This window comes from Streptomyces lanatus, assembly GCF_014655715.1.
GTDB classification, from domain to species: Bacteria; Actinomycetota; Actinomycetes; order Streptomycetales; family Streptomycetaceae; genus Streptomyces; species Streptomyces lanatus.
Genome location: NZ_BNBM01000008.1, coordinates 316,068 through 330,476, shown reverse-complemented (window position 1 = coordinate 330,476; position 14,409 = coordinate 316,068). Strand labels below are relative to the sequence as shown.

General features: G+C 72.7%; 12 protein-coding genes and 1 tRNA gene. 8 read left to right on the top strand and 5 right to left on the bottom strand.

The window, feature by feature from the left end; genetic code table 11:
• Positions 1-81: 81 nt before the first annotated feature.
• Positions 82-151 (bottom strand) — tRNA-Arg (locus IE325_RS23085).
• Positions 152-396: 245 nt separating this feature from the next.
• On the opposite strand from IE325_RS23085, the gene IE325_RS23080 reads away from it, so the two are divergent.
• Positions 397-1,404, top strand: coding sequence for an esterase/lipase family protein (locus IE325_RS23080; RefSeq protein ID WP_190071907.1), 1,008 nt, complete (start codon positions 397-399; stop codon positions 1,402-1,404).
• Between the two features lie 60 nt (positions 1,405-1,464).
• Here the strand turns inward: IE325_RS23080 and IE325_RS23075 are convergent, their stop codons facing one another.
• Positions 1,465-2,706 carry a DUF418 domain-containing protein gene (locus tag IE325_RS23075; RefSeq protein WP_190071906.1) on the bottom strand — a complete coding sequence of 414 codons (1,242 nt, stop codon included), beginning with the start codon at positions 2,704-2,706 and terminating at the stop codon, positions 1,465-1,467.
• A gap of 360 nt (positions 2,707-3,066) precedes the next feature.
• Between IE325_RS23075 and IE325_RS23070 the strand changes: the two genes are divergently transcribed.
• Both IE325_RS23070 and IE325_RS23065 read left to right on the top strand, forming a co-directional pair.
• A complete protein-coding gene (locus tag IE325_RS23070; protein WP_190071996.1) occupies positions 3,067-3,741 on the top strand; it encodes a response regulator in 675 nt (224 codons plus the stop codon).
• Complete coding sequence (locus IE325_RS23065; RefSeq protein ID WP_190071905.1) at positions 3,738-4,859, top strand: sensor histidine kinase; 1,122 nt, start codon at positions 3,738-3,740, stop codon at positions 4,857-4,859. Before IE325_RS23070 ends, IE325_RS23065 begins: the two co-directional genes overlap by 4 nt.
• Before the next feature lie 43 nt (positions 4,860-4,902).
• Here IE325_RS23065 and IE325_RS23060 read toward each other — a convergent pair whose 3' ends face one another.
• The 3 genes from IE325_RS23060 to pdxA all read right to left on the bottom strand — a co-directional run bounded on the left by IE325_RS23060 (position 4,903) and on the right by pdxA (position 8,837).
• Positions 4,903-5,589, bottom strand: coding sequence for an SDR family NAD(P)-dependent oxidoreductase (locus IE325_RS23060; protein ID WP_190071904.1), 687 nt, complete (start codon positions 5,587-5,589; stop codon positions 4,903-4,905).
• Positions 5,582-6,412: a DeoR/GlpR family DNA-binding transcription regulator gene (locus IE325_RS23055; protein WP_190071903.1), complete on the bottom strand. Its 831-nt coding sequence runs from the start codon at positions 6,410-6,412 to the stop codon at positions 5,582-5,584. Before IE325_RS23055 ends, IE325_RS23060 begins: the two co-directional genes overlap by 8 nt.
• 67 nt (positions 6,413-6,479) lie before the next feature.
• Positions 6,480-8,837, bottom strand: a complete 2,358-nt coding sequence (pdxA, locus tag IE325_RS23050; RefSeq protein WP_190071902.1) for a 4-hydroxythreonine-4-phosphate dehydrogenase PdxA — start codon at positions 8,835-8,837, stop codon at positions 6,480-6,482.
• Between the two features lie 305 nt (positions 8,838-9,142).
• Here pdxA and IE325_RS23045 point away from each other — a divergent pair, with 305 nt between their 5' ends.
• The 5 genes from IE325_RS23045 to IE325_RS23025 are packed head-to-tail and all read left to right on the top strand — an operon-like array spanning position 9,143 to position 14,277.
• Positions 9,143-10,738 carry an ABC transporter substrate-binding protein gene (locus tag IE325_RS23045; RefSeq protein WP_190071901.1) on the top strand — a complete coding sequence of 532 codons (1,596 nt, stop codon included), beginning with the start codon at positions 9,143-9,145 and terminating at the stop codon, positions 10,736-10,738.
• A 3-nt stretch (positions 10,739-10,741) separates the two neighbouring features.
• A complete protein-coding gene (locus IE325_RS23040) occupies positions 10,742-11,671 on the top strand; it encodes an ABC transporter permease (RefSeq protein ID WP_190071900.1) in 930 nt (309 codons plus the stop codon).
• Between the two features lie 3 nt (positions 11,672-11,674).
• A complete protein-coding gene (locus tag IE325_RS23035) occupies positions 11,675-12,580 on the top strand; it encodes an ABC transporter permease (protein WP_190071899.1) in 906 nt (301 codons plus the stop codon).
• Between the two features lie 3 nt (positions 12,581-12,583).
• Positions 12,584-13,435 carry an ABC transporter ATP-binding protein gene (locus IE325_RS23030; RefSeq protein ID WP_190071898.1) on the top strand — a complete coding sequence of 284 codons (852 nt, stop codon included), beginning with the start codon at positions 12,584-12,586 and terminating at the stop codon, positions 13,433-13,435.
• Positions 13,432-14,277, top strand: a complete 846-nt coding sequence (locus tag IE325_RS23025; RefSeq protein WP_190071897.1) for an ABC transporter ATP-binding protein — start codon at positions 13,432-13,434, stop codon at positions 14,275-14,277. The genes IE325_RS23030 and IE325_RS23025 overlap by 4 nt, the downstream gene beginning before the upstream one ends.
• Positions 14,278-14,409 lie beyond the last annotated feature (132 nt).

Here is a 14,409-nt window from a genome sequence, read left to right as displayed (position 1 = left end):
CCGGGAGCGCCCGGGAATCCGGAAAGAATCTGGAAACATGAACGGGGCCCGTCCGCGATATGCGGACGGGCCCCGTGAGCGAGCGCCGGGCAGGCCTTGCACCTGCATCTCCCCGCAGGAAGCGGGACGTCTTTCCTTGGACCACCAACGCGCGACCAGCCGCCCCGACTTGCGGCGACCAGCTCGTGAGAGAGCTTAGCGCATACGATCCCCCGGCGCTCACGCGTTCGACCCGTCCCGGCGTCGATACGCCTTTCTGCTCTTCCGTGAGCTGGACGGATGAAAGCCGTCTGCTCCATAAGGGGTGCCGCGAGCGGCTGTTGATCATCGCGCGGATCCCCTCCTCGATCATCTTCGCGTCGGCGCACGGCCGGCACGGAGACGAGGAGTGCCCTGATGTCGGATCGGACGGTTTCCCGGAGACAGTCGAACCCGCGGCGCACCAGGTGGGCCGCGGCCTGTGCGGGCCTCGCACTGTCACTGACGGCCGGTCTGTCGGGCGAGGCGGCGGCCGTGTCCGACGGTCCCGCGCCTCCGCGGCCGCTGGGCAGGTTCCTCGATGTCCCGGCGGCGTTGGCGGGCGGGCTTCTGCACCCGGACGCACCGCCTTCCGGGGCCAACGACTGGAACTGCCGGCCCACCCGGCGCCATCCGCGTCCGGTCGTCCTGCTGCACGGGTCCGCGGCGAACGCCTTCAACAACTGGGGCCTGCTGTCCCCGTGGCTGAAGCGCGAGGGCTACTGCGTCTTCGCCCCCAACTACGGCGGGCCGCCCGGAAGTCCGTTCCAGGCCACGGGTCCCATCCCGGCATCCGCCCGGCAGGTCGCCCGCTACGTCGACCGTGTACTGAAGGCCACCGGTGCCCGCCAGGTCGACATCGTCGGGCACTCCCAGGGCGGCGGTCCGACACCCCGCTGGTATCTGCGGTTCGAGGGCGGCACGAACCCGGCGCACCCGAAGCGGAACAAGGTACGCAGCCTTGTCGCCCTGGCCCCGTCCAACCACGGGGGGAACGTCGCCGGCATCGGCACGCTGACCACCCAGCTGGGCCTCAACCCGGCCGTGTCCGCCGTCGTGGGCCAGGCATGGTCGGACCAGATGGTCGGCTCCGAGATGAACAAGAAGCTCGACCGGGACGGGGACACACAGCCGGGCGTCCGCTACACCGTCATCGCCACCAAGTACGACGAGTTCGCCACCCCCTACCGGAACAACTTCCTGACCGCCGGACCGGGCGCGACCGTCCGCAACATCCTGATCCAGCGGATCTGCCCGCAGGACATCTCCGAGCATCTGTCGCTCGCGTACGACACCAACGCCGCGCAACTGGTGGGCAACGCCCTCGATCCCGCGCACGCGCGGCCCGTCCGATGCGGGCTGGTCCTGCCCGTGCTGGGCGGCTGAGACACGGGTGCCCGGTGGTCGCCGCGGGCCTTACGCCCCGGCGGCCGCCGGGCACTCGGGTCACCGGACCAGTTCGGCGGGCTTGGTGGCCTTGCCGAGCAGCCACTCCAGGGGGCCACGGCGGAAACGGCATGACCACAGGGCGGCGAACACGGTGATCGCGACGATGAAGCCGAGCAGCACATGGAGGGCGGCGCCGGGCAGTTCCTCGATGCCGAGGAGACGGATGCCGACGATGTGCAGGACGTACGCGGTCAGGGACATCGAGCCGACCGCGATCACGGGGCGGGCGAGGCGGTGGAAGCGGGGCCAGGCGTCGACGGCGGCGAGACAGGCCGTCAGGACCGCTAGCGCCACACCGGTGTTGGCCAGTATCGACAGGGTCGTCTCGCTGTGCGGCGAGGCGACCAGGAGCCCGGCCGTGGTGCTGTCGTAGGGGAAGCCCCAGGTGTCGGACCACCAGGCGGACGACACCGAACCCGCGCCGCCCCAACTGACGGCGCCCAGCTCGGTCATCGCTCCCGGGACCAGATGCAGGGCCAGCCACGAGCCGCCGTAGCCGAGGGCGGCGAGCAGGACGCCGGTGACGGCGAGGCGTATGCGTACGGCGGTGGCGGCCAGGTCGAGGCGGGCCACGGCCATGCCGGCGATGACGAAGGGGATCCAGGTCAGGGCCGGGTAACTGCCGGTGAACAGCAGCGAGACGATGCCGTCGGCGTCCGCGGGCCAGGCCCAGACGCCGTCGACGCCCTCGGCGGGGAGCGCCTGCTTGACGACGTACAGGACCTGCGGCAGTACGAGGGAGGTGCCGGCGGCGATGACCGCCAGCGGGCCGGCGGTGAGCCGGTACAGCGGCAGGACCAGCAGGAAGTACAGGCCGTAGAAGGCGAGGATCACCTCGACCGGGGTGCCGGTCATCGTCAGCGCGGTGCCCAGCGCCAGCAGGACGAGGGCACGGATCACCACCTTGGCGACCGCCTCACGGCCCGCCCTGCCGGTCCTCGGCGTACGACGGCCGGTGATCAGCATGATCGAGAAGCCGGCGAGGAACGCGAACAGCGCGGAGGCACGGCCGTGCGCCAGCTCCATCAAGTTCCCGGTGATACCGCCCTGCGACGGGTCGGGACCGACGTGGGCCGCGAACATACCGAACACCGCGAGCCCCCGGGCCAGATCCACACCGACCAACCGCCCGACCGAGGCCCGCCCACTCTCCGGAACCCCGGCGGGCGTCCTCGTGGCCATCTCGGGGCGGGTGGGGGCCCGCACCGCGAGCACCGTGTCCTCTGCGTTCTGGGTCATACCTCCAAGCTGGCGAGGGGCCGGGGCGCGGGGTATCCGGCGAGTGTCCGGTCATACCCCGCCGGGTGGCGGGTGGGGGGTGCCGGGCGGGGGCCGTGGGGGGCGGGGGCGTCGTCTGTCCAGGACAGCTCGTGCGGCCTCGGCGGCACCATCCCTCGTCCTGCCGCAAGCACCCCGTGGCCCGGGCGCCGTGCCTCCCCCGTACGGTGGGAACCCACCCCCCGGGTGGCGGGAGTGTCCCGTCGTGCGGTCTCACCAGGCGGTTCTCGACATACCGTCGAAGCGGTGACAATCAACATAGACGTGCGCCCTGAGACGTACGCACAACGACGACGAGGCGGAGCGCACGTGATCCGGGTCATGGTGGTGGACGACGAGGCGCTGGTGCGCTCCGGATTCGATCTGATCCTGAGCGCGGCCGATGACATCGAGGTCGTCGCGACCTCGGTGGGCGCCGAGGCGGTCGACACCGTACGGCGGGAACGCCCCGACGTCGTGCTGCTGGACATCCGGATGCCGGACGTGGACGGGCTGACGGTGCTGGGGCGGCTGCGGGCGCTACCGGAACCGCCGGTGGTGGCGATGCTGACGACGTTCGACGCCGACGAGTACATCCTCACCGCGCTGCGCTCCGGCGCGGCCGGGTTCCTGCTCAAGGACACCGAGCCCGACCAGCTCGCGCAGCTCGTGCGCACCCTGGTCGCGGGCGGCGTCGTGATGTCGCCGAAGGCGTCGCGCGCCGTGTGGCAGAACCACCCCGGCGCGGCGGTCGTGGACGACGAGGACAGCACCCGCGTCGGCAGGCTCACCGAGCGCGAGCGTGAGGTGCTCGTGCTGATCGCCGAAGGGCTGTCCAACGCCGACATCGGCGCCCGTATCCATCTCAGCGCGGGCACGGTCAAGGACCATGTCAGCGCGATCCTGACCAAGCTGCGGGTCGGCGGCAGGGTGCAGGCGGCGCTGCTGGCGCAGCGGGCCGGGCTGCTGGACGAAGGGCAGCGGGACGGCGAGGCGGGCCCGGGGTCCGGGCGATGAGCGGCGCGCGCGGAGCGTGGTGGGCGAGGATCCCGGAGCCGGTCCTCGATGCGGTGGTCGTCGTGGTCGCCGTGGTGGACGTCCTCATCAACCTGGACGACACGAGCGGCCCCGCTTGGGCCATGGCGACGCTGGCGTGCGCGGCGCTGATCGTGCGGCGGCGGTTCCCGCTCCCGGTGTTCCTGCTCACGCTCCCCGCCAGCCTGATGCTGGACATCGTGTTCGCCCCGTTCGCGGCCCTGTTCACGCTGTCCGAACGCTCCCGTGACCGCCGGCTGCTGGTCACCTGCGCGTTGCTGTTCGCCGTCGCCTCGGCCACTCCCTGGCCGCTGGACGACCTGTCCTCGCACGAGCGCGCCTGGACGCTGGTCTACTTCTTCTACACGCTCGCCACCGCCGCGGCCCCCGTGCTGCTGGGCCAACTCGTCCAGGCCCGCCGGGACCTGGCCCGCCGGCTCGTCGAGATCGAGGAGGCACGTGAGCACGAGCGTCTGCTGCACTCCCAGGCTGTCCTCGCCCGCGAACGCGCCCAGCTCGCCCGCGAGATGCACGACGTCGTCTCCCACCAGGTCAGCCTGATCGCCGTTCAGGCAGGCGCACTCCAAGTCGCCGCGAAGGACCCGGACTTCAGGGAGGGCGCCCGCACCATCCGCTCGCTCAGCGTCGACACGCTCGACGAACTGCGGCACATGGTCACCCTGCTGCGCGCCTCCGGTGGCCGGTCCACCGAGCTCACGCCGCAGCCCACGCTGGCCGATCTGCACAAGCTCGTCACGACCAGCGGCATCGACGCCGAACTCACCGGCGAACTCCCCCCTGACGTCAGCTCCACCGCGCAGCGAACCATCTACCGCACCGTCCAGGAAGCCCTCACCAACGTCCGCAAGCACGCGCCCGGCGCCACCGCCACCGCACACCTCTGGCACGACGGCGACGCCTTCGGTGTGACCGTCACGAACACACCGCCCGCCCGGCCGTCGCTCCCCCTCCCCGGTTCCCGGCAGGGCCTGATCGGCCTCAAGGAACGCGCCGAGCTCCTGGACGGCACCTTCGCCTCAGGGCCCACCGGTGACGGCGGCTACGAGGTGCGGCTCCGCATCCCGAACCGGGCCGGCTGACGGCACGCACGCGTGAAGGCACCACGCTCGACGGCGTCCCCGCTCAACGACTCAGCGAGGCCCCTGCGCACTGCACCAGTTGCTGGCCCGTGATCGCGCCGCCCTCCGGCCCGAGGAGGAACGCGGTGAGGCCGGCGACCTCGTCGGGTGTGACGAGCCTGCCGAGCGGGGGCTGCGCCACGGGAGTGCGGGCGCGGCCGGGGTCGGACAGCATCGGGGTGTCGGTGGGACCGGGGGCGACCACATTGACGGTGATGCCGCGGCCCGCGAGTTCGGCGGCCCAGGAACGCGCGAGCGCGGGCAGCGCGGCCTTGGTCGCGGCGTACTGGCTCTTGCCGGGCACACCGGTCGCCGTACGGCTGCCGACGAGGACCACGCGGGCGCCGTCGGGCAGTCGGGCGGCGAGCCTGTCGAGGAGGATCACGGCGGACTGGACATGGACGCGCCACATCAGTTCGCCGTCGTCGGCGGACAACTCGCCCAGTGGAGCGGAGCGTTGGAGTCCCGCGGCGTGCACGATCGCGTCGGGGGCGGCGATGCCGTCGAGGGTCCGGTTCAGGGTGGCGGGTTCGGCCAGGTCCGCCCGGAGCCAGGTCAGGCCGGGCGCGGGCACCGGTCGGCGGCGGCTGATGCCGGTGACCCGCCAGCCGTCCTGGAGCAGGCGCCGGCAGATGGCCTCGCCGATTCCGGAGCTGACGCCGGTGACCAGGGCGTGGCGTGGTTCAGGCATCCGGTGCGCCCGAACCGGTCGGCGGGGCGGGGTAGTCGGCGGCCGGCGGGGGCACCTCCGCCAGGACCACCTCGACGCCGCGCTCGCTCAGTGCGTCCAGGGTCGCCGGGTCGGCGTCCGGGTCGGTGATCAGGGTCCAGCCCTCGGGGAGGGTCGCCCAGGCGTGGAAGGGGCGCCGGCCGAGCTTGGCCGCGTGTGCGAGGACGTAGACGTGGTCGGCGCGGCGGGCCATCAGTTCCTTCAGCCGGGTCTGGCGCAGGTCGGCCTCGCAGATGCCGTGCTCGGGCGAGATGCCGTCGGTGCCGAGGAAGACTCGGTCGAAGGTCATGTGTTCCAGCGCGGCCTCGGTGAGCGGTCCGACGAAGCCCTGGCTGAGCGGGCGCAGGGTGCCGCCGAGGCATTCGACGTGCACCGTCTCGACGTCGGCGAGTTCCTGAAGGGCCGTCAGTCCGGTGGTGGCGACGGTCAGTTCCTTCGCCGAGCGCAGTTCGTGGGCGAGGGCGCCCACCGTCGAGCCGGCGTCCAGCAGCACCGTCTCGCCCGCGCCCACCTCGGCGGCGGCCCGGCGCGCGATGGCCCGCTTCGCCTCGAACGCCTCGCCGGTGCGCTGCCGAAGCGACGCCTCGGGGTGGGCGGTCAGCGCCATGGCGCCGCCGTAGGTGCGGGCGAGGCGCCCGTCGGCGGTCAGCTTGGCGAGGTCGCGGCGGATGGTGGAGGCGGTGACGCCGAAGCGCTGGGACAGCTCCTCGACGCTGGTCAGGCCGGTCGTGGTGGCCAGGTGCAGGATCCGGTCGCGCCGGGCCTGGGATCCGGTGGGAGACATCTGTCGTGGAGTCCTTCGCTGCGTGGGCTGCTGGGCGGCGGTTTCAGGGGGCCGGTCAGCGGAGGGGTCAGGGGGCCGGTACGGAGGACATCTCGGCTGCCTGGCGCAGGGCCTCGACCATGCTACCGGCGTCGGCGATTCCCTTGCCCGCGATGTCGAAGGCCGTGCCGTGGTCGACGGAGGTACGGATGACGGGCAGTCCCACGGTCAGGTTCACACCGGCCTCGATGCCCAGCACCTTCACCGGGCCGTGCCCTTGGTCGTGGTACATCGCGACGATCAGGTCGTAGTCACCGCGCCCGGCGAGGAAGAAGGCGGTGTCGGCGGGGAGCGGGCCGCGGGCGTCGATGCCGTCCGCGCGGAGTATCTCCAGGGCGGGGACGATCTTCTCCTCCTCCTCGCCGTAGCCGAACAGGCCGTTCTCACCGGCGTGCGGGTTGATGCCGCACACGCCGATCACCGGCTGCGCCACGCCCGCGCGCACCATCGCCTCGTGGCCGCGTCGCACGGTGCGTTCGACGAGGCCCGGCTCGATACGGCGCACGGCGTCGATCAGGCCGATGTGGGTGGTGACGTGGATGACCTTGACCTTGGGCGTCGACAGCATCATCGACACCTCGTCCACTCCCGTGAGGTGGGCCAGGAGTTCGGTGTGGCCCGGGTAGAGGTGCCCGGCCGCGTGCAGGGCCTCCTTGTTGAGCGGGGCGGTGCAGATGCCGTGCACGGCGTTCTTCATCGCGAGGTCGGCGGCCACCCGCACGTACTGGTAGGCGGCGTCGCCCGCGACCGGGGACAACTCGCCCCAGGGCAGGTCGGCGGGGATCAGACCGAGGTCGACGACGTTGACGCGGCCGGGCCGGAACTCGGCTTCCTCCGGGGCGGCCACGGCGACGATGTCGCAGTCGACGCCGAGGATCGCGGCGGCCCGCCGCAGCCGTTCGGCGTCGCCGACGACGACGGGGCGGCAGCGGGCGAGGGTGTCCGGGTGCAGCAGCGCCGGGACGATCACCTCGGGGCCGATGCCCGCGCCGTCTCCCATGGTCACCGCGATGAGCGGCAGCGGGCGGCGGTCGCCGGTGGTCGGAGTGGCGTTCACCAGGGGGTCTCCTTGCGGTGGGAGGTCGGGCGTCGGGATGTGGAGCGGTGGGGTGCGGAACCGGTCCGGGCGCAGGGCGGCGGCGATCCGCAGCAGCGAGTCGGTCTCGCCGAAGCTGCCGGGCCGGGTGACGACATGACGTCCGTCGGATGCGAGGGCGTGGACGGCGCCGTGGTGGATCTCGCCGAGCGGCGTCAACTGCGGGACTTCGAGGGCGTCGAGGACGCGTCGCGCGGTCTCCCCGCCGGTGAGGACGAGGTCGGCGCCGGCCGCGTGGTGGGCGGCGAGACGCGCGAGTCCGTGGACCGGGCGGTAGGCCGAACCGGGTTGGACGCGTTGGCCGTTGTCGATGCTGAGGACGGTGACGTCGGAGGTGCCGGCGGCGTGCCCGTCCGTCGTCGACAGCCGGTCGGCGGGCAGGGCGATGTGGCGCGCGCCGCGCTGTGCGAGTTGCGCGATCTGCGCAGCCGCGGCCGGTTCGGCGGTGCCTACGACGATCAGCAGCGGCCGTCGCTCCCGCCGCACCGGCGTCCCGGCCGGCGCCGAGGCCCCTCCGGTACGGCCGAGCAGGCGCCCCACCGCAGCCGCGAGGCCCCCGGTGCCGAGCAGGCGGACACCGGGGCCCGCGGCGATGGCCGCGTCGGCGATGCGGTCCAGGTCGGCGTCCGTCTCGGCGTCGCAGAGCGGAAGGCGTCCGGCGGCGATCGTGTCCCGGAGTACGCGGGGCAACGCGCCGTCCCGGACCGCCGCCAGCGGGACGACGGCCGTACGGCTGTCGCCGAGCGCGGCTGCCACCGACGTCGGGGGCCCGGTGACCTCCGCGCGCCAGGCGTCCGTGCGGTGCAGGGGGACGCCGCTCAGATGGACCACGCCCTCGCGGACCGTCCGGCCGAGTGCGGGCAGGGCGACGGTGACGACGACACCCTCGGCCCCGTCCGTGAAGGCGGCCGTCTCGGCGGCGAGGTTGCCCCGCAGCAGCGAGTCGGCCTTCTTCAGCACCAGGGCGCCGTCGGGGACGGTGCGCAGGGCCTCGCGGACCCGCCGGGCGGCCTCATCCGGGGGGACGCCCCGGCAGTCGAGGTCGACCACGACGGCGTCGCCTTCGCCTGGCGGGGCGCTGGGCGCGGGGCCGAGCACGATTCTGCCCGGCAGGCCGAGGGCCATGGCGGTCTCCGCGGCGCCGGACAGGTCGTCGGCGAGCGCGAGCACGGGGCGAGGCGTCCGGGTGTCGGCGGCGGATGGCCGGATCCGTGCGTCGGGGTGGGGCGGCGTCACCCGCGCGCCGGCGTCGGCAGGCCGCGTCGGCGCGTCGCGGGAAGTGAAGGACATGCCCGCCTCCTGGTGGTCGGTGGTCCGATCCTGTCTGGTCCGAGGTCTGATCCGCTGCCGTCCGTCGTCTGATCCGCCGTGGTCCGGCCCTCGTCGGGGCTGTGTCCCTCACCCCTCTCCGCAAGGGAGTCCAGAGACGGCCTCGGCGCGTCGATGATGACACATCCTGCGCGATGTGCGCGAGACCTCTTGCGCGATGTGCGCAACCGTGGAACGGTTTTCGCCGCGACAGAAACCGGTGGTGTCCCACGGGACCGGACACCGCCCCGAGCCGGTCGCCGCACCAGAATCCCGAGAGGTCGACGATGACCCGAACTCCCCCGAGGACGACCCCGACTCCCCCGCACGAGACGTTGACCCGCCGCACCCTGCTGCGCTGGGGCGCCGCCGGCGGCGCCGGTCTCGGCCTCGCCCCGCTGGCCGCCTGCGCCGGGCCCACCGGCGCCCCGGGCCCCGGCACGCTCACGCTCGGGTTGAACCGTTCGCTGGTCAGCCTGGACAACAAGCTGAACCAGTTCGACGCGGCGGTGACCGTGCAGCGGGCCGTGCGCCAGGCGCTCACGGCGATCGGGCCGGGCATGAAGCCGACGCCGGTCCTCGCCGACCGGTTCGAGATGACCGCGCCGACCACCTGGAGCGTGCGGCTGCGCGAGGGGATCCGCTATTCCGACGGCCGCCCCGTGACCGTCGAGGACGTGGCCACCGCGGTGCGGATGTACGGCGAGGTCGCCGGGTCGTTCGTGCTCGGACTCTTCCCCGAGCTGCCGAGCGTCGAGGCGACCGGTGCCCGTACCTTCCTGCTCCACACCCGGCAGCCGGTGCCCGTACTGGACCGGCTGATGGCCAACATCCTCATCACCCCGGCGAAGGACAACCGGCCCGAGGAACTGCGCTCCGGTGTCGGCACCGGCCCGTACCGCGTGGTCGGCGCCAACAGCGGGGCCGGTGAGTACACCCTGGCCCGGGTGCCCCGCTACTGGGGCGGGCGGCCGGCCGTCGAGCGGGTCCGGGTCCGCTTCGTGCCGGAGGAGTCGAGCCGGGTCGTCGCCCTGCGCAGCGGCGAACTCGACGTCATCGACACCATCACACCGGACTCGGCCGAACAGCTCACCGGGCTGCCGGGCGTACATCTGGAGCAGACCTCCGGGGTACGGCTGTGCCAGCTCTTCTACAACTTCCGCAAGCCGAGGGACCACCCGCTCGCCGATGCCCGGGTGCGGCGGGCGCTGACGTACGCCATCGACGGCGAGTCCCTCGTGCGGGACGTCCTCACCGGCTCGGCGGAGCAGGCCGCGGGCGTCGTACCGCTCTCCCTCCAGGGCGCCGAACGCACCGGAAGCTTCGTCCATGATCCGGCCCGCGCACGGCAGTCGCTGAAGTCGCTGGGCGCGGACGGGCTGCGGATCAGGATCATGTGGGAGTCGGGGGAGTTCGCCGCGGACACCTCCGTCATGGAGGCGGTCGCCGAGATGCTGAAGGACGTCGGGGTGCGCACCTCCCTGCTCCAGTTCGAGCCCGGCGGCGACATCCTCAAGTGGCGTCAGGGCAAGGGCGGCGACTGGGACGTCATCGGCAACGGCTTCCCCGGCCCCACCGGCCAGGCCGTCACCATGCTCCAGGCCATGTACGCGGGGACCGCCGAGGACGAGCGCACCGGCGACGCCTTCATGGGCTACGTCGACCCCGCGATCGCCCGGCGGATCTCCGACGCCGCCACCGAGGCCGACCCCGCCGCCCGGGACCGCGAACTCGCCGCCGCCCAGCACGCCGTATGGGACACATGGCCCTGTCTGTGGGCGTTCGTGCCGAAGACCCTGCTGGCCCGCCGCACCCGCGTCGAGGGCATCGGGCTGCTGCCGGTCAACTCCTACGACCTGACCGCCGTACGGCTGGAGGGCTGAGCCGTGTCGAGATACCTCGCCCGCCGTCTGGGCCAGAGCCTGCTCACGGTCTTCCTGACCGTCTCCACCGTGTTCGTGCTGGTCCGGCTCGCGCCCGGCGACCCCGCCGCCGCGTACGCGGGCCCGACCGCGACCAGTGCCGATCTGGCGCGGATCCGCGAGGAGTTCGGGCTGGGCGAACCGCTGATCACCCAGTACGGGATCTTCCTGCGCGACCTGCTCACCGGTGATCTCGGCACCAGCTACTCCTTCCATTCCTCGGCGCTGGACGTGGTCCTGGAGCGCATGCCGTACACGATCACGCTGTCGGTCGCGGCGATCGCCGTCACGGTGGCCGTCGCCGTCCCGCTGGGGGTGTGGATGGCACGGCGCGCGGACACCAAGCGCGAGCTCGGTGCCAACGTCCTGACCATCGCGGGACAGTCGATGCCGGACTTCTGGACCGGGGTGATGCTGCTGACGGTGTTCGCCGTGCTGCTGCCGGTACTGCCCGCGTCCGGCTTCACGTCCTGGAGCGGTCTGATCCTGCCGACGGTCACCGTGGCGATCCTCCAACTCGCCCTGGTCTCACGGCTGGTACGGCGTGAGATGACCACGGCACTCGCCTCGCCGTACATCACCGTGGCCCGCTCGCGCGGTGTCTCCGAGCGTGCCCTCACCTGGCGTTACGCGCTGGCCAACTCGGCGGTCCCGCTGGTCACCGCGGTCGGCACACGCTTCGCGGCGCTGCTCAACGGAGTGGTCGTGGTCGAGGTCGTCTTCGGCTGGCCCGGCGTCGGCTCGCTCGTGGTCCGTGCCCTGGAGACCCGCGACTATCCGCTGATCCAGGCCACCGTCCTGGTCACAGCCACCCTCGCCATCCTCGTCCAACTCCTCGTCGATCTCGCCTACCCGCTGCTCGACCCGCGGGTACGACTCGGAAAGGCGGCCTGAGCCATGACCACCACCCTGGCCCCTCCCGAGCGGCCGAGCGCCGTCTCCGAGCGGCACCTCGCCCGTTCCTCCGCCGCCCGGCAGCGTCGTGGCGCCCGCGTCAAGCTGTGGGCCGGGGCCTTCTGCACCGCGCTCGTCGCGCTGCCGGTGGCGCTCGCCGGCCTGTTGCCGCTGGCGGACCCGAACACACAGGACCTCTCCCGGCGCCGTCTGCCGCCGCTCACCGACGGACATCTCTTCGGCACCGACCAGCTGGGCCGCGATCTGCTGTCGCGGCTGCTGCACGGCGGCCAGGTGTCGCTGACGGTGGGTGTCCTGGCCGTCGTCGTCTCCGGTCTGATCGGGATCGCGGCGGGCTCGGCGGCCGGCTACTTCGGGGGCTGGATCGACACGGTCGTCAGCCGGCTCCTTGAGGCCCAACTGGCGCTGCCCCTGCTGATGATGCTGCTGCTCGTCGTCGCTCTGTTCGGCCCGTCGGTCACCGTCATCACCTGTGTGATCGCCGTCGCCCAGTGGCCGGAGGTGGCCCGGCTGACCCGCTCGCTCGTCCTCGTCGAACGCGAGAAACCGTACGTCGCGGCGGCCCGGCTGCTCGGGCTGCGCGGCTGGTCCGTCCTGGCGCGGCACATCGTCCCCAACGTGCTGCGTCCCGCGAGCCTGGTGGTCCTGCTGCTGCTCGCCCAGGCGGTGCTCCTGGAGAGCGCCCTCAGCTTCCTGGGGGCCGGGCCCCAGCGGCCGTTCGCCACGTGGGGCCGCATCATCTCCGACGGCCAGGACTACATCACCACCTCGTGGTGGCTGGTCACGCTGCCCGGTCTGGTCATCGCCCTGCTCGTGGTCGGCGTCAATCTGCTCGGCGACGGCCTGCGCGACCGGGTCCGCACCCACAAGCCGGCGAAGGGAGTCTGAGCCATGGCCGAGGACGCCTCCCCCCTGCTGGAGGTCGAGGATCTCCAGATCGAGCTGGTCACCCACCGCGGGGTGGTCCGCGCCGTGGACGGCGTGAGCTTCACCGTCGGCCAGGGCGAGACCGTCACGCTCATCGGCGAGTCCGGGTCCGGCAAGTCGACCACCGCGATGGGCGTCCTGCGGCTGCTGCCCGAGGGCCTGGCCGTACTGTCCGGCACCGCCCGGGTCGGCGGTGAGGACGTCGTCGCCGACCCCGAGGCGGCCCGGCGGGTCCGCGGCCGTACCGTGTCGCTGATCCCGCAGGACCCGATGACCGCGCTCAGCCCCGTGCACACCATCGGCCGGCAGCTCGGCGACGCGCTGCGACTGCGCCACCCGGGCCTGTCCCGCGCCGAGGCCCGCGAGCGCGGCACGCGGTTGCTGGACCAGGTGCGGATCAGCGAGCCGGGGACGCGCTGGAAGACGTATCCGCACCAGTTCTCCGGCGGCATGCTCCAGCGCATCCTGATCGCCATCGCCCTGGCCGCGGAACCACGGCTGCTCGTCGCGGACGAACCGACCTCCGCCCTGGACGCCACCGTCCAGGCCGGCGTCCTCGATCTCCTCCTCGACCTCCAGGAACGCACCGGCGTGGGCATGCTGATGATCACGCACGATCTGGGTGTCGCACGTCTGGTGTCCGACCGCATCCATGTCATGAAGGAGGGCCGGTTCGTGGAGTCGGGGCCCGCCGAGCGGATCGTGGAACGGCCCACGCACCCCTACACCCGGACGCTGCTCGCGGCGGTCCCGGCCCTCGGGCCCTGGGACGAGGACGGACTCGCCGACCACACGCCGTTGGGAGCCGCACGATGAACCAGCCTTCAGCGCCGCCCCCGTTCCTCGCGGTCGAGGACCTCGTCGTGGACTACGACACCCCGGCCGGCCCCGTGCGCGCCGTCGACCACGTCAGTTTCGATGTGCCGCGCGGCGGATCGCTGGCGGTCGTCGGCGAGTCGGGCTGCGGCAAGTCGACCCTGGCCCGCGCGATCGTACGGCTGCTGAAGCCGGTGTCCGGGCGGGTCGTGCTGGACGGCACGGATCTCGCCGCGCTGTCCGAGCGGCGGCTTCGGCCGCTGCGGCGCCGGGCGCAGATGGTCTTCCAGGACCCCTACGGCTCCCTCGACCCCCATCTGTCGGCCGAGCGGATCGTGGCGGAGCCGCTGCGCCTCGCCGGGGTGCGGGACAAGGCCGAACGGCGCCGCTGTGCCGCCGAGTTGCTGGACCGTGTGGGGCTGCCGGCCTCGGCACGGGAGCGGCGGCCGGCGGAGTTCTCCGGCGGGCAGCGGCAGCGCATCGGTATCGCGCGGGCCCTGGCCTCGGAGCCCGATCTGCTGGTGTGCGACGAGGCGACGTCCGCGCTCGACGTGTCCGTGCAGGCTCAAGTCCTCGATCTGCTACGGGAGTTGCAGGCGGAGACCGGCATCACCTACATCGTCATCGCCCATCATCTCGGCGTGGTCCGGGAGATCAGCACCGACATGGTCGTACTCAAGGCAGGACGGGTCATCGAGCGCGGCCGCACCGCCGCCGTGCTCGCCTCCCCCACCGACCCGTACACCCGCGCACTGCGCCGCGCCGCACTGGACCCGGCGGCGATCCGAGGGCTCAAGCCCCGGGCCGCGACCGCCGTCTCACCAGAAGGAACCGGCAAGTGACCCAGGTATCGAACCGCCGAACGTACCCGTGCCCGTGTGACGGCTCGACCGGGCGGGCGCCGCGGCGATGGAGGCCGGGGGCACCGACACGGACACGGCCAACGGTCACGCGGGCGGGGACGACGAACGCAT

Bases quoted from the DNA above. Each gene is read 5' to 3' on its own strand.
- IE325_RS23080 (WP_190071907.1), top strand. From the start codon at position 397: ATGTCGGATCGGACGGTTTCCCGGAGACAGTCGAACCCGCGGCGCACC.
- IE325_RS23075 (WP_190071906.1), bottom strand. From the start codon at position 2,706: ATGACCCAGAACGCAGAGGACACGGTGCTCGCGGTGCGGGCCCCCACC.
- IE325_RS23070 (WP_190071996.1), top strand. From the start codon at position 3,067: ATGGTGGTGGACGACGAGGCGCTGGTGCGCTCCGGATTCGATCTGATC.
- IE325_RS23065 (WP_190071905.1), top strand. From the start codon at position 3,738: ATGAGCGGCGCGCGCGGAGCGTGGTGGGCGAGGATCCCGGAGCCGGTC.
- IE325_RS23060 (WP_190071904.1), bottom strand. From the start codon at position 5,589: ATGCCTGAACCACGCCACGCCCTGGTCACCGGCGTCAGCTCCGGAATC.
- IE325_RS23055 (WP_190071903.1), bottom strand. From the start codon at position 6,412: ATGTCTCCCACCGGATCCCAGGCCCGGCGCGACCGGATCCTGCACCTG.
- pdxA (WP_190071902.1), bottom strand. From the start codon at position 8,837: ATGTCCTTCACTTCCCGCGACGCGCCGACGCGGCCTGCCGACGCCGGC.
- IE325_RS23045 (WP_190071901.1), top strand. From the start codon at position 9,143: ATGACCCGAACTCCCCCGAGGACGACCCCGACTCCCCCGCACGAGACG.
- IE325_RS23035 (WP_190071899.1), top strand. From the start codon at position 11,675: ATGACCACCACCCTGGCCCCTCCCGAGCGGCCGAGCGCCGTCTCCGAG.
- IE325_RS23030 (WP_190071898.1), top strand. From the start codon at position 12,584: ATGGCCGAGGACGCCTCCCCCCTGCTGGAGGTCGAGGATCTCCAGATC.
- IE325_RS23025 (WP_190071897.1), top strand. From the start codon at position 13,432: ATGAACCAGCCTTCAGCGCCGCCCCCGTTCCTCGCGGTCGAGGACCTC.